At 77.4% G+C, this 12842-nt stretch carries 14 protein-coding genes; 6 read left to right on the forward strand and 8 right to left on the reverse strand.

What is annotated here, in order from left to right:
* Nucleotides 1-42: 42 nt before the first annotated feature.
* A complete protein-coding gene (locus EAH89_RS13895) occupies nucleotides 43-969 on the reverse strand; it encodes a glycosyltransferase family 9 protein (protein ID WP_140884082.1) in 927 nt (308 codons plus the stop codon).
* A complete protein-coding gene (locus tag EAH89_RS13900) occupies nucleotides 966-2093 on the reverse strand; it encodes a glycosyltransferase family 4 protein (RefSeq protein WP_140884084.1) in 1128 nt (375 codons plus the stop codon). Before EAH89_RS13900 ends, EAH89_RS13895 begins: the two co-directional genes overlap by 4 nt.
* 86 nt (nucleotides 2094-2179) lie before the next feature.
* Here EAH89_RS13900 and EAH89_RS13905 point away from each other — a divergent pair, with 86 nt between their 5' ends.
* Complete coding sequence (locus EAH89_RS13905; protein ID WP_140884086.1) at nucleotides 2180-2929, forward strand: alpha/beta hydrolase; 750 nt, start codon at nucleotides 2180-2182, stop codon at nucleotides 2927-2929.
* On the opposite strand, the gene EAH89_RS13910 is transcribed toward EAH89_RS13905, so the two are convergent.
* Nucleotides 2926-3663, reverse strand: a complete 738-nt coding sequence (locus tag EAH89_RS13910) for an aspartate/glutamate racemase family protein (protein ID WP_140884089.1) — start codon at nucleotides 3661-3663, stop codon at nucleotides 2926-2928. The two genes, EAH89_RS13905 and EAH89_RS13910, sit on opposite strands and share 4 nt — an antisense overlap.
* A gap of 4 nt (nucleotides 3664-3667) precedes the next feature.
* Nucleotides 3668-4381 (reverse strand): hypothetical protein, encoded by a 714-nt coding sequence (locus EAH89_RS13915; RefSeq protein ID WP_140884091.1) that lies wholly within the window; start codon nucleotides 4379-4381, stop codon nucleotides 3668-3670.
* Nucleotides 4382-4525: 144 nt separating this feature from the next.
* On the opposite strand from EAH89_RS13915, the gene EAH89_RS13920 reads away from it, so the two are divergent.
* Together EAH89_RS13920 and EAH89_RS13925 are read left to right on the forward strand one after the other, a co-directional pair.
* The gene (locus EAH89_RS13920; protein WP_140884093.1) at nucleotides 4526-5686 is read left to right on the forward strand and encodes a M20/M25/M40 family metallo-hydrolase; all 1161 of its coding nucleotides are present in this window, start codon (nucleotides 4526-4528) and stop codon (nucleotides 5684-5686) included.
* Between the two features lie 94 nt (nucleotides 5687-5780).
* Nucleotides 5781-6005 (forward strand): hypothetical protein, encoded by a 225-nt coding sequence (locus EAH89_RS13925; RefSeq protein WP_140884095.1) that lies wholly within the window; start codon nucleotides 5781-5783, stop codon nucleotides 6003-6005.
* On the opposite strand, the gene EAH89_RS13930 is transcribed toward EAH89_RS13925, so the two are convergent.
* Nucleotides 6002-6523 (reverse strand): 2'-5' RNA ligase family protein, encoded by a 522-nt coding sequence (locus tag EAH89_RS13930; protein ID WP_140884098.1) that lies wholly within the window; start codon nucleotides 6521-6523, stop codon nucleotides 6002-6004. The two genes, EAH89_RS13925 and EAH89_RS13930, sit on opposite strands and share 4 nt — an antisense overlap.
* Nucleotides 6524-6708: 185 nt before the next feature.
* On the opposite strand from EAH89_RS13930, the gene EAH89_RS13935 reads away from it, so the two are divergent.
* Nucleotides 6709-8112: an L-lactate permease gene (locus tag EAH89_RS13935; RefSeq protein ID WP_140884100.1), complete on the forward strand. Its 1404-nt coding sequence runs from the start codon at nucleotides 6709-6711 to the stop codon at nucleotides 8110-8112.
* A gap of 9 nt (nucleotides 8113-8121) precedes the next feature.
* Entirely contained in the window at nucleotides 8122-8766 is a 645-nt protein-coding gene (locus EAH89_RS13940) for a DNA-3-methyladenine glycosylase family protein (RefSeq protein ID WP_140884103.1), read from the forward strand.
* A gap of 4 nt (nucleotides 8767-8770) precedes the next feature.
* Here EAH89_RS13940 and EAH89_RS13945 read toward each other — a convergent pair whose 3' ends face one another.
* The 3 genes from EAH89_RS13945 to EAH89_RS13955 are packed head-to-tail and all read right to left on the reverse strand — an operon-like array spanning nucleotide 8771 to nucleotide 11424.
* On the reverse strand, nucleotides 8771-9523 hold the full coding sequence (locus tag EAH89_RS13945; protein WP_140884106.1) for an alpha/beta fold hydrolase: 753 nt from the start codon (nucleotides 9521-9523) through the stop codon (nucleotides 8771-8773).
* Between the two features lie 4 nt (nucleotides 9524-9527).
* Nucleotides 9528-10415: a DMT family transporter gene (locus EAH89_RS13950; protein ID WP_140884109.1), complete on the reverse strand. Its 888-nt coding sequence runs from the start codon at nucleotides 10413-10415 to the stop codon at nucleotides 9528-9530.
* 4 nt (nucleotides 10416-10419) lie between these two features.
* Nucleotides 10420-11424, reverse strand: coding sequence for an NAD(P)H-quinone oxidoreductase (locus EAH89_RS13955; RefSeq protein WP_140884111.1), 1005 nt, complete (start codon nucleotides 11422-11424; stop codon nucleotides 10420-10422).
* A gap of 161 nt (nucleotides 11425-11585) precedes the next feature.
* Here EAH89_RS13955 and EAH89_RS13960 point away from each other — a divergent pair, with 161 nt between their 5' ends.
* The gene (locus EAH89_RS13960) at nucleotides 11586-12836 is read left to right on the forward strand and encodes an ABC transporter substrate-binding protein (protein WP_140884114.1); all 1251 of its coding nucleotides are present in this window, start codon (nucleotides 11586-11588) and stop codon (nucleotides 12834-12836) included.
* Nucleotides 12837-12842: the final 6 nt, after the last annotated feature.

Consider the following 12842-nt stretch of genomic DNA (forward strand, 5'->3'; position numbering starts at 1 on the left):
GGGCCGGGCGGCGATCCGGCCGCCGGCGCCGCGCGCTGCCCCTCAGGCGGGCAGGCCGCCGAGGCGGAGCGCCGCCTCTGCCACCTCTTCGGGCGGCAGCGCCGCGATCGGCTCCCGCCGCAGCACCGAGACCGCCGTGCCGCGCGGCGCGCAGCGGGCGGGGTCGCTCTCGCTCCCGAAAAGGGCGAGGGTCGGGCGGCCCGTCGCGCCGGCCAAGTGGGTCGGCCCCGTGTCGTTCCCCACCACCACCGTCGCGCGGCGGGCGAGGGCCGCGAGCTGGAAGAGGCCCGTGCGGCCCGTCAGGTCCAGGGCGTCCGGCGCCGCGGCCCGGATGGCGGCGGCGAGCGGCGCCTCCCCCGCGCCGCCCGCGACGACGGCGGGCAGGCCGGCCCGTGCGAGGGCCGCGGCCAGGGCCGGGAATCCGGGCCAGCGCTTGCCGGGCCGCGACGGGCTGGCGCCGGGGATGAGGAGCGCGAAGCGTGGCGGCAGGCCGAAGCCGGCGAGGTCCGCCTCCAGCCAGGAGAGGTCCGGCGGCGGGAAGTCCGTGATCCCGGCCAGGCGGAGTTGCTCGCGCTGGCGGTCCACCGTGTGCATCGCGTTGCGGCCGGGATTGTCGTGCGGGTGGCTGGCGCCGCGGGCGACGCCCGACCACTCGGCCCGGCGCCCGACGAGGAGGCGGTAGCGGGAGGAGCGCGGCGAGGTCTGCAGGTCGTAGACCCGCTCGAACCGCCCGCCCGCCAGCGCGCGCAGCAGCGAGAGCCGCCCGGACCAGTCGGCGCCGCGCGGCCGTCCGAAGTCCCAGACCCGGTCGAACCAGGGGCTCCGCCGGGCGAGCTCCGCGAAGGGGGGCGTGGTCAGCAGCGTGACCTCGGCGCCCGGGTGGTGCGCGCGGATGGCCGCGAAGGGTCCGAAGGCCTGCACGACGTCGCCGAGCGCGCCGAGCTTGATGACGAGGACCCGCGCGCTCACGCCAGCTCCCGGTAGACGGCGAGGGTGGCGTCCTGCATGGCGCGGGTGGTGTAGCGGGTGAGGACCGCGGCCCGGGCGGCGGCGGCCATGGCGGCGCGCGCCTCCGCCGGCCGGGCCAGGGCGCGGGCGATCGCCGCGGCCAGCGCCGCCGGGTCCCCGGGCGGCACGCGCCATCCCGTCACCCCCTCCTCCACCGTCTCGCGCGGGCCGCCGAGGTCGGAGGCGATCACGGGCCGGCCCATCGCCTGGGCCTCGATCACCGTGCGCCCGAAGGCCTCGGCCTCGGTGCTCGCGTGGACGACGAGGTCGGCGAGGAGGAGCGCGGCCGGCATGTCCTCGACCGGGCCGGGCAGGCGCACCGTGGCGCCCAGGCCGGCTGCCAGCGCCTCCAGCTCCGCCCGGTAGGCGTCCCGCCCCTGCGCGTCGCCGGCCAGGACAATGACCGGCCGCGGCTCGGGCAGGAGGGCGGCGGCGCGGAGCAGCACGGCCTGGCCCTTCCAGCGGGTCAGCCGCCCCGGCAGCAGGACCACGGGGCGGCCGCCGGGCAGGCCCCAGGCGCGGCGCAGCGCCTCAAGCCGGGCGAGGTCGACGGCGGCGGGATCGAAGCGGGCGGGGTCCACGCCGCGGGGGATGACGCGCAGCCGGTCCGGGCCGACGCCGTGCCGCGCGCGGACGAGGGCCGCGATGTGCTCGCTGATGGCGATCACACGGTCCCCCCGCGCCATGACGGAGTTGTAGAGGCGCTTGCCCGGGAAGCCCTCGTTGTAGCTGCCGTGGTAGGTCGTCACGAAGGGCACGCCCGAGGCGCGCGCGGCCAGGAGGGCCGCCCAGGCCGGGAAGCGGCTGCGGGCGTGGACGAGCCCCACCCCCTCGGACAGGACCAGCCGCCGCAGCGCCGCCGCCTGGAGGGGGAGCGCGGCCGGGTTCTTGCGGTCCAGCGGCAGGAGGACGTGGCGCCCGCCCGCCGCCTCCAGCGCGGGCAGCAGCGGCCCGCCGGCCGAGGCGACGAGAGCCTGCCCGCCGGCCTCCACCAGCGCGCGCGCGATCTCCACCGTGCCGCGCTCCACCCCGCCCGCGCCGAGGGCGGGCAGCACCTGCAGGACCGTGGGCGGGGGAGGCGGCATCAGGGCTGCCCTTACAAGGCGTGGGGGCGCCCGTCACCCCGAGCCGCCGCTTGTGCCGCGCGGCCCCGCCGGGCTAGCCCCGGCGGATGAACGAGATCCGCGGCACCACCCCCCGCCCCGACGGCATTCCTCTCGCCTGGGCCGCCGTGCCGGGCCAGGGCCCGACGGTGGTCTTCCTGGGCGGGTTCCGCTCGGACATGGAGGGCGCCAAGGCGCTCCATCTGCGCGACGCCTGCGCCGCGTGGGGCCGGGCCTTCCTGAGGCTGGACTATTCCGGCCACGGGATCAGCGGCGGCGCCTTCGAGGAGGGCAGCATCGGCGCCTGGACCAAGGACGCCGCCCGGGTGATCGAGGCCCGCGCCCCGGGGCCGCTCGTCCTCGTCGGCTCCTCCATGGGGGGCTGGATCGCGCTCCTCCTCGCCCGGCGGCTCGGGCGGGAGCGGGTGCGGGGCCTCGTCGGCCTCGCCGCCGCGCCGGACTTCACGGCGGCGCTCATCGAGCCCCGGCTGACGGAGGCGCACCGCGAGACCCTCAGGCGGGAGGGGGTGCTGCGCCAGCCCTCGGAGTACGGCGAGCCCATTCCGATCACCCGCCACCTGCTGGAGGAGGGCGCGCGGCACCTGCTGCTGCCGGGGCCCATCCCCTACAAGGGGCCGGTCCGGCTGCTGCAGGGCATGGCCGACCCGGACGTGCCCTGGTCGCACGCGCTGCGGATCGTGGAGGCGCTGCCCGGGCCCGACGTGGAGCTGACCCTCATCAAGGACGGCGACCACCGCCTCTCCCGGCCCCAGGACCTCGCCCTTCTCGTCCGGGTGGTCGAGGCGCTGCCGGCCTAGTCGCCGCCGCGCAGCAGCGTCGCGAGCGCCGGGGAGAGGCCGACGGAGTCCCGCCCGCGGACCGCGGCCATCGGCCCCTGCCGCGCCTTGGGCGCGGCGAGGGCGACGAGGGCCTCGGCTAGGCGCACCCCGCAGGCGATCCCGTCCAGCAGGGGCACGGGCGAGGCGGCCCGCAGCGCCGGCTCCATCCCCGCCAGCGCCGCGCCCCCGAGGACGATGCTGTCCGCGCCCCCCCTCGCCAGCGCCGCCACCCCCTCCGCGACCGACCGCACGGCGGACTCGGGGTCGGACAGCGCGCGCTGCGGCGTGAAGTCCACGCCGACCAGACCGGAGAGGCGTCCCGAGAGCCCGTGCCGCTCCACGAGCAGGCGGTAGGATTCGGTGCCGCCGAAGGTCACCAGCCCGAAGCGGTTGCCGAGCATGCAGGCGGTGAGGCAGGCGGCCTCGGTCATGCCGACCACCGGGCAGGGCATGAGCTGACGCGCGGCCTCGAGCGCGGTGTCGAGCGAGACGGCGAGGACCACCGCGTCCACCGCCCCCGCGTGCTCGGCCAGCAGGTCGAGCACGGCGTGCGCCGCGATGGCGTTCTCGAGGCCCGACGAGATCACGGCCGGGCCGAAGCGGGGCGTGCCCGGCACGATCTCGGTGCCCGGGGAGGCGGCGCCGCGCGCGGCCTCGGCGCAGCGCTCGGTGATGGCCTCGGTGGTGTTGGCGTTGGCGATGAGGATTCGCATGGCGCTAGGCGAGCCCGGCGAAGGCGGGGTTGTCCAGCCTCGAGGGCTCGCCCCGCGCGGCCTCGGCCAGCGCACCGGGCACGCGGTCCGCCCAGACGAGGAAGGGGTTCAGCGCGAGGATGTCCCCGGCGCGCAGGCCGAGCGCGAGCGGCTCCCCCAGCGCCTCCGTCAGGGCGGCGGGCAGTCGGTCGGCGGGCAGCACCTCGTCGTCCCAGCGCGCCGCGAAGACGCCCCCGTCGTTCGAGAAGACCGGCACCGGCGGCTCGCCGCGGGCCTCGTAGAGGGCGGCCAGCGCGGCGCGATCGGTGCGGAGGAGCGTGTTGTGCACGCCCGCCGCCGGGCGCAGCGCGGTCGCGGCCGGGGCGGTCGCGCGCAGCAGCAGCGCGTCGCAGGCCTCGACGTGGCGGCGGCCCGTGGCGGGCGCGGCCGGCACGGGGGTGCCGAGGCGCGCGGCGAGCGCGCGCAGCGGCGCGGCGGGGTCGTCCCCCATCGGCAGCCCGCGCAGGAGCGCGAAGCCGCGCCCGTGGTCGAGGCGCCGGCGAAGCTCCTCGGTCAGCGCGTCGAGGCGCGGGGTGGGCCCCTCGCCGGACAGCTCGGCCGCGTGCTCGGCGCCGAGGGGGATCATCTGCTCGCTGGGCGGGAGGTCCGCGGGCGTCCAGGCGAGGAGGCCGGCGATCGGCACCAGGCGGCGCGGGACGACGTTCAGGGGGTCACTCATCCCCCTCTCTCTAGCCCCGCCCCGCCGCCGCGCCAAAGGGCGCCCGCCGGCGAGGGCTCGGGGCACCGGGCCGGACGTCGGGCGGGGCTTCACCGGGACCGCCCGATCGCGCAGGCTGGCCCTGCCCCACCGAGGACCCGTGCCATGGACGCCCTTCCGGCTCATCCCGCCCTGAACCTTCCCTTCGACGCCGAGGCCATCCTCGGCCGGCTGCGCCCCTGGGTGGAGTGCGAGAGCCCGACCTTCGACGCCGCGGCCGTGAACCGGATGATGGACCTCGCCTCCCGCGACCTCGCGATGCTGGGCGCGCGGGTGGAGCGCGTCCCCGGGCGGATGGGCTTCGGCGACGCGGTGCGCGCCCGCTTCCCGCACCCGGCGGGCAACGCGCCGGGCATCCTCGTGCTCGCGCATCTCGACACGGTCCATCCCGTCGGCACCCTCGCCGCCCTGCCCTTCCGGCGCGAGGAGGGGCGGTGCTACGGGCCCGGCATCTGCGACATGAAGGGCGGCACGCTGCTGGCGCTCGAGGCGCTGCGCGGGCTGGCAGCCGCGGGGATCGCCACGTCCCGCCCCGTGACCGTCCTCCTGACGCCCGACGAGGAGGTCGGCACCCCCTCCACCCGCGACCTGATCGAGGCCGAGGCCGCGCGCCACGCCGTGGTGCTGGTGCCCGAGCCCGGCCGGCCCGAGGGCGACAGCCCCATGGGCGGGGTGGTGACCGGCCGCTACGCCATCGCGCGCTTCAACCTGCGCACCACCGGCCGCCCGAGCCACGCGGGCGCGAAGCTCGCCGACGGGCGCTCGGCCATCCGCGAGATGTGCCGCCAGATCCTCGCGGTCGAGGCGATGACGACCGAGGCCGCCACCTACTCCGTCGGCGTGATCCGGGGCGGCCAATGGGTCAACTGCGTGGCCACCCATTGCGACGCCGAGGCCCTGACCATGGCCCGCCGCCAGGCCGACCTCGACGGCGCGGTGACGCGGATGCTCGGGCTGCGGGCCTCGGCGCCCGATACAGTGCTGGAGGTCCGCCGGGGCGTGACGCGCCCGGTCTGGGAACCCGACGCGGCGGTGATGGAGCTCTACGCCCGCGCCCGCGAGCTGGCCGCCGCCCTCGGCCACGGCATGGGGCACGAGAGCGCGGGCGGCGGCTCGGACGGGAACTTCACGGGGGCGATGGGCATTCCCACGCTCGACGGGCTGGGCGTGCTCGGCGCCGGCTACCACACGCTCGGGGAGTACATCCGCGAGGACAGCCTCGTCCCCCGCGCGCGGCTGCTGGCGGGGCTGCTGGCGAGCGTCTGAGGCGGCTTGCGCGCGGGGCTCGACGGCAGCCTTGCGCGTGGGGCGCGACGGCGCGATGAGGGCGCCCGGTCGAACCGATTTGGGAATGAAAACCATGCCCCTGCGCGCCGCGCTGATCCTCTCCCTCGGAGCCCTCTGGGCCGGCCCCGCCCTCGCCCAGGGCGCCACCGGCTCCGTCTCGCGGCCGGGCTGGTCGCGCGGCGCCGCGCCGAGCTCCGACTTCAACGCCCAGGGCCAGCCGATGACGCGGAGCGAGGCCCTGCGCCAGCGCGCCGCCGCCGCGCGCGGCCAGAACGGCCACCACCCCGCCCGCCGCTAAGGGGCGGCTCCGCCAGCAAAGGGAAGGCTCGCCGCCCGCTCCCAGGGGCCGCCGCGGTAGTGCCAGAGGAGCAGGCCCTCGCCGCGCGCCTCCCAGGGCTCGAACCCGGCGCTGAGGCTCGCGAGCAGGGCGGCCGCCGCCTCCGCCGTCACCTTGTTCTGGACGGTGACGTGGGGGCGGAAGCCCTGCGCGTCCTGGCGCGTCAGCCAGCCAGACCAGCAATAGGCGAGCGCCTTGCGCAGCGCGAGGAGCGGCGGCGACGCGGCCTCCAGCGCCACGCCGCGGCCGAGGGAGCGGGGGCCGGTGAAGCGGACGTCGAAGGGCGCAGTCGACGCGCAGGCCGTGCGCAGCCCCGCCAGCACCTCGTCCAGCGCGTCGCCGGGCAGGGCGTGGAACAGGGTGAGATGCGCCGGGATCTGGTTGCGCTCGGGCGGGAAATGGGCGCGGCGCAGCGCGTCCAGCCGCGCGAAGGAGACCTCGTCGAAGCCGAGCGTGAGGATGAGCGGGTCGGCCGTCACCGGGCGCCGTCCGCGCGCCAGGGGGAGGGATGGGAGGGGTCGCGGCGCGTCAAGCGGTTCTCCGGTCCGGCCCGCTTGCGGCGCGGGGTCCAGGCCGTAGAAGGGGGCATCGCGGGTTTGGTTGCCGCGCCGGGCGGGCCGCGACCCGCTGGGCGGGCCGGCCCCTGCCGGGAGGGCCGCCGCGCATGACCACGCTCCTGCAGGCCTTGCCCCTCCTGCTCCTGCTCGCGCTGCTCGCCTCGGGCCGGGCGGCGCCGGTTCCGGCCTGCCTCCTGGCGCTGGCGGCCTCCCTGCCCGGCGTCGCGCTCGCGCTGCCGGAGGGGACGCCCCTGCCCCGCTTCCTCGCGGCCGAGACGCTCCGCGCCGCCTATCTCGGCGTCCAGCCCGTGGTGATCCTGGCGGGCGGGCTGCTGTTCAGCCTCGCCGTCGCGCCGCGGGCGGAGGAGCCCGTGCCCGCCTCGCCGCGGCGCGCCTACCTCATGATCCTCGCGGGGTCCTTCGTGGAGAGCGTGACGGGCTTCGCGGTGGGCGCGGTCTTCGCCCTCGGCGCGCTGCGGGCCATGGGGCTGCGCGGCGGTCCCGCGGGACTGCTCGCGCTGCTCTCGCTGTGGCTGGTGCCCTGGGGCGGGCTGGGGCCGGGGCTCGCGCTCGGCGCCGCGCTGGCCGGGCGGCCGGTGGCGGAGGTCTCGCTCGTCACCGCCATCCCCCAGGCCGCCTGGCTGATGGCCCTGCCGCCGGTCGCCTGGGCGGCGCTGGCGCGGGCCGGGCTACCCGTGCCGGCGCGGGAGCGGCTCGCGCAGACGGGGATGCAGGCGGCGCTGGCGGCCCTGGTGCTGCTCGGCGCCCGGGTGCTGCCGCCGGAGACGGTGGCGCTGGCCGCGAGCGGCGCGGTGCTGCTGCCGGCGCTGTGGCGCCTCGCCCCGCCGCGGGGGGCCGAGGCGCGGCGCCGGGCCCTCGCCGCGCTCGGCCCCTGGGCGCTGCTCAGCGCGCTGCTGCTGCTCGCGCGGTCCTGGCACGGCGCGCCCGCCTGGAAGCCCTATCCCGACCTGCCGGCGGTGCCCGTCACGCACGTGGCGGTCGTGCTCTGGGCGGTCTCGCTCGGCTTCCTGGCCGCGCGGCGCGACGGGGCGGGGCTGCTGGGCGAGGCGATGCGACGGATGCGGCGGCCGGCGGCGGCGATGATCCTCTACGTGCTGCTCGGCCGGTGGATCGCGGGCTCGGGGGTCGCGACCGCGCTGGCGGGGGCCATGGCGGGCGCCCTCGGACCGCTCGCGCCCTACGCCATCCCGCCGCTCGGGTTCCTGGCGGGGATGGTCACCGGCAGCAACGTCGGCGCGGCCTCCTCGCTGATGCCGGTGCAGGCGGGGCTCGGGCTGGCCACGGGGCTGCCGCCCTGGCTGGCGCCGGGGCTGCACAACTTCGCGGGCAGCGTGGGCGCCATGCACTCCTTCGCCACCACCGCGATGGTCTGCGGGCTGCTCGCGGACGGCACGCGCCCGGCCACCCTCTGGCGCGCCGCCCTGCCCGCGGTCCTCTCGGCCATGGCGGCGGGCTGGGCGGCGGTGGCGCTGCTGCCGCGGCTGGCGTAGGGGGGTGGCATGAGCGCCCGCGCCGCCCGCCAGCACCTTCTCGCCGACCCCGTGCTCGGCCCCGTCGTCGCGCAGGTCGGCGCCATGGCGCTGAAGCCCGTGAAGGGGCGCGAGCCCTACGAGGCGCTCGTGCGCGCCATCGCCCACCAGCAGGTCCACGGCAAGGCCGCGGAGGCGATGCTCAACCGCCTGATCGCCCACGCCCCCAACGCGCCCTTCCCGACGCCGGAGCAGGTGCTGGCGCTGCCCGACGGCGCGCTGCGGGCCTGCGGCTTCTCCGGCGCCAAGCAGGCGGCGATCCTGGACATCGCCCACAAGTCCGCGGCCGGCTGGGTGCCCACGCGCCGCGCCGCCGCGCGCCTGTCGGACGAGGCGCTGATCGAGCGGCTGGTGGCGCTGCGCGGCGTCGGGCGCTGGACGGTGGAGATGCTCCTTATCTTCACCCTCGGCCGGCCCGACATCCTGCCGGTGGATGACTTCGGCGTGCGCGAGGGCTACCGCGTCGCGGCCGGGCTGGAGGCGCAGCCCAGGCCGAAGGAGCTGGCCGCGATCGGGCAGCGCTGGGCGCCCTTCCGCTCGGCCGCCGCCTGGTACCTGTGGCGCGCGGCCGACCTCAACAAGGCCGGGCGCTTCCGCGTGCCGGCGGCGATGTAGCGGCTCAGATCCGGAAGAAGCCCTCGAGCACCGCGGCGAAGGCCTCGGGCTGGTCGGCGTGCACCCAGTGGCCAGCACCCTTGACCGTGAGGAAGCGCGCGGCGGGGAAGAGGTCCCGGATGGCCGGCCGGTTCTCCTCCCGGACGTAGCCGGACCGCTCGCCGGAGACGAAGAGGGACGGCCCCTCGAAGCGCGCGCCCGCGGGCGGCGACCAGTCGAGGATCGCGCCCATCGAGGCCGCGATGCCCTCGATCCCGATGCGCCAGCCCGAGCCGTCGGGCAGGCGGTTGCTGATGATGAAGGCGCGCGTCGCGGGGTCGGGCTCGGCCTCGGCGAGGGCGGCGTCGGCCGCGGCACGGCTCGCGCCCGCGGGCACCGCGCGCATCGCCGCCAGCAGCGCGCCGTAGCGCGGCGGGTAGGCGACGGGGGCGATGTCCGAGACCACGAGCCGCCCGACGAGGACCGGCGCGGTGAGGGCGAGCATCATCGCGGCCTTGCCCCCCATGGAGTGCCCCATCACGTCCGCGCCCGAGACCCCGCGCGCGAGGAGCGTCTCGGCGACGTCCCCGGCCATGGAGCGGTAGTCCATCCGCGGAGCGTGCGGGCTCGTGCCGTGGTTGGGCATGTCCACCACGACGACCCGCCGGTGCGCGGCGAGGCGGCGGCTGAGCGCGCCGAAGTTGCGGCCTTGGCCGAAGAGGCCGTGCAGCAGGACGAGGGGGCGCCCCTGCCCGGCCTCGGACGCGTTCAGGATCATCGGCTCACCCCCGCACCGCCACCACCACCCCGGCCGCGATCAGCGCGCCGCCGAGCCAGACGTCCCATCCCACGGCCTCCCCGAGCCAGAGCGCGCCGGTGGCGACGCCGATCACCGGCCCGAGCATGAACCCGACCGAGGCCACGGTGGAGGGCAGCCGCCGCCCGGCCTCGATCACGCACCAGGTGCCGACCGGCGCCGCGACGAGCCCGATGAAGGCGGCGTGGGGCAGCGCGTGAAGGCCGAGGCCGCCCGCGGGTTCGCGCAGCAGCGCGAGGGGGACGAGGACCAGCAGGGCGACGCCGAAGCAGAAGGGCAGCAGCTCCATCATCGGCCGCGCGGGCGGCAGGCGCCGCGTCGTGATGATGGAGATGCTCCAGAGAAGCGCCGCCGTGACCAGCAGCGCGTTCGCGAGCACGACCCCGGGGCTGGACCAGTCGATCGACCAGGGGCCGAGCAGCACCGCGGCGCCCGCCAGCGCCAGCGCCGCCGCGATCCAGCGGACGCGCGACACGCGCTCGCCGAGCACGAGCACCGAGAGCGGCACGAGCCAGTAGATCGTGACGTTCGACAGCACCGCGATCCGCCCCGAGGGCAGCGCGGCCAGCGCGACATGGGTGAGCGCGAAGAAGGCGCCGAGCTGCAGCAGCCCGACCGCCAGCACCGCCGGCCAGTCGCGCCGCCCCGGCCAGGAGAGGCGCCCGAGCGCGAGCAGCAGGAGCCCGACGCCGAGCGCGGCCAGCCCCGCCCGGCTGGTCGCGAACCAGAGCGGCGTCGCGTCGCGGAGCGCGTCCTTGGTGATGGGCCAGCCGGCGCCGAAGAGCACGACGCCGAGGGCGAGGACCCGGAGGTCGCGGAGCCGGACGCCCCGCTCCTCCCCGCCGTTGCTCACGGGTTCAGCCGAGGGTGAGGACGATCTTGCCGATATGCGCGCTGCTCTCCATCAGCCGGTGCGCGGCCGCGGCGTCCGCGAGCGGGAAGGTCTCGTGCACGCGCGGGCCGACGCGGCCGGCCGAGAGCGCGGGCCAGACCTTCTCCTCCAGCGCGCGGGCGATCTCGCCCTTCTCGGCGGTGCTGCGCGGCCGCATCGTGCTGCCGGTGACGACGAGGCGCTTGAGCATGATCGGGCGGATGTCCGCGCGCTCCACCTCGTTGCCGCCCATGGTCGCGATGATCACCAGCCGGCCGTCCATCCCGAGCACGCGGAGGTTGCGCTGGAAATAGGGCGCGCCGAGCATGTCGAGCACGACGTCGGCGCCCTTGGGGCCGGCCACGCGCTTCATCTCCTCGACGAAGTCCTGCGTCTTGTAGTCGAAGGCCTCCTCCGCGCCGAACTCGAGGCAGGCCGCGACCTTCTCCGCGCTGCCGGCGGTCGCGAAGGCGCGGGCGCCGAACTCGCGCGCGAGTTGCAGGGCGGTGGAGCCGATGCCGGAGGTGCCGCCGTGCACCAGCATCGTCTCCCCGGCCTTGAGGCGCCCGTGCACGAAGAGGTTCACCCAGACCGTGAAGAAGGTCTCGGGGATGGCTGCGGCGCGCACGGCGTCAAAGCCCTCCGGCCAGGGCAGGGTCTGCGTCTCGGGGGCGACCGTGTATTCCGCGTAGCCGCCACCGTTCGTCAGGGCGCAGACGCGGTCGCCGGGCTTGTAGCGCGCGGCGGCGGAGCCGGTGGCCACCACCTCGCCCGCGACCTCGAGGCCGATGACGGGGCTCGCGCCCTTGGGCGGGGGGTAGTGGCCCAGGCGCTGCGCCACGTCCGGCCGGTTCACGCCGGCGGCGAGCACGCGGATGAGCACCTCGTCGGCCTTCGGCACCGGCAGGGGGCCGGTCTGCGGCACCAGCACCTCCGGCCCGCCGCCCTCCCCGTGGGCGATGAAGGTCATGGTCTCGGGAAGGCTCGGCATCGGGAACTCCGTCGGCGGGGGCGGCGGAAGGTCGGCGCGGCGCCCCCGGCCGTCAAGCCGCCGCGCCGCCTGCCGCGCTGCCTGCTCCGGGGCCTTGCGCGGCGGCGCCCCAGCGGCGACCATTGCGGCGCCCACCGAGAGCCGAGAGGAAGAGAGGCCCCATGCGCCCGGCCGCGCCGCGCCGCCGCCTGCTCGCCGCCGCGGCCCTCCTCGCCAGCGCCCGGGGCGCCGCCGCCCAGGCCCCTGCCCCACCCGCGGCCAGCGCCGCGGCGGAGTGGCGCTTCGGCGCGATCTACCCGCTCTCGGGCGCGCCCGCGCTGCTCGGTGACGAATCCTTCCGAGGGCTGGAGATGGCCGTCGAGGAGCGCAACGCCGCCGGCGGGCTGCTCGGCCGCCCGGTCCGCCTATTGCGCGCTGACGCGGCGGACGAGGCGGCGGCGGTGGGTGAGGCGCGGCGGCTGGGCGGGGCGGAGAAGGTGTCCGCACTCTTCGGCACCCACGGCTCCACCCTCTCCTTCGCCGCGACCCAGGCGAGCGAGGCGCAGGGGCTTCCCTATTTCGAGCTCGGCGCCGTCGCCGACAGCATCACGGAGCGCGGCTTCCGCAACCTCTACCGCACCTGCCCGCGCGCGAGCGACTTCGCCCGCCTGACCGCGAGCGCGATGGAGGAGGTCCTCGCGCCGCTGCTCGGCCGCCCGCGCGCCTCGCTCCGCACCGCGCTGCTCTACGAGGACGCCCTCTACGGCAACTCGGTCGCGGAGACGCAGACGGCGCGGCTGCGCGAGGCGGGGATCGAGGCGGTGGAGCGCATCGCCTATCCGCCGCGCACCGGCGACCTCTCGGGCGCCGTGCAGCGGCTGCGCGAGGCCTCGACGGAGGTGCTGCTGCACACGGCCGGCCAGAACGACCCCATCCTTCTCTTCCGCACGATGCGCGAAGTCGGCTGGCGCCCGCGCATGGTGGTCGGCAGCGGCGCCGGCTACAGCCTGGCCGACACGGCGCGCGCCGTCGGCGCCGGCTTCGAGGGGGTGATGAGCATCGACTTCCCGGCCTTCGCCATCGCCGAGCGCGTGGCGCCCGGGAACGCCGCCTTCGCCGAGGCCTACCGCCGCCGCTATGGCGCCGACCCGCGCTCGGGCCACAGCCTCGCGAACTTCTGCGGGGCCCGCGTCGCGCTCGACGGCATCCAGCGCGCCGGCGGGCTCGACAAGGACCGGCTGCGCGCGGCCATGCTCGCGACCGACATCGCCGAGGAGGGCACCCCGAACGGCTGGGGCGCCGCCTTCGACGAGCGCGGCCAGAACACGCGGGCGCGCCCCTGCCTCATGCAGTGGCAGGACGGGCGCCTCGTCACCATCCACCCCGAGGCCGCCGCCGTCGCGCCCGCCCGCGCCCGGCTCGGCACCGACTGAAGGAGC

It is taken from the genome of Muricoccus nepalensis (assembly GCF_006438825.1).
GTDB classification, from domain to species: Bacteria; Pseudomonadota; Alphaproteobacteria; order Acetobacterales; family Acetobacteraceae; genus Roseomonas; species Roseomonas nepalensis.

Bases quoted from the DNA above. Each gene is read 5' to 3' on its own strand.
- EAH89_RS13925 (WP_140884095.1), top strand. From the start codon at position 5,781: ATGCCCCTGCGCGCCGCGCTGATCCTCTCCCTCGGAGCCCTCTGGGCC.
- EAH89_RS13900 (WP_140884084.1), bottom strand. From the start codon at position 2,093: ATGCCGCCTCCCCCGCCCACGGTCCTGCAGGTGCTGCCCGCCCTCGGC.
- EAH89_RS13920 (WP_140884093.1), top strand. From the start codon at position 4,526: ATGGACGCCCTTCCGGCTCATCCCGCCCTGAACCTTCCCTTCGACGCC.
- EAH89_RS13945 (WP_140884106.1), bottom strand. From the start codon at position 9,523: ATGATCCTGAACGCGTCCGAGGCCGGGCAGGGGCGCCCCCTCGTCCTG.
- EAH89_RS13915 (WP_140884091.1), bottom strand. From the start codon at position 4,381: ATGAGTGACCCCCTGAACGTCGTCCCGCGCCGCCTGGTGCCGATCGCC.
- EAH89_RS13910 (WP_140884089.1), bottom strand. From the start codon at position 3,663: ATGCGAATCCTCATCGCCAACGCCAACACCACCGAGGCCATCACCGAG.
- EAH89_RS13935 (WP_140884100.1), top strand. From the start codon at position 6,709: ATGACCACGCTCCTGCAGGCCTTGCCCCTCCTGCTCCTGCTCGCGCTG.
- EAH89_RS13955 (WP_140884111.1), bottom strand. From the start codon at position 11,424: ATGCCGAGCCTTCCCGAGACCATGACCTTCATCGCCCACGGGGAGGGC.
- EAH89_RS13940 (WP_140884103.1), top strand. From the start codon at position 8,122: ATGAGCGCCCGCGCCGCCCGCCAGCACCTTCTCGCCGACCCCGTGCTC.
- EAH89_RS13960 (WP_140884114.1), top strand. From the start codon at position 11,586: ATGCGCCCGGCCGCGCCGCGCCGCCGCCTGCTCGCCGCCGCGGCCCTC.
- EAH89_RS13905 (WP_140884086.1), top strand. From the start codon at position 2,180: ATGAACGAGATCCGCGGCACCACCCCCCGCCCCGACGGCATTCCTCTC.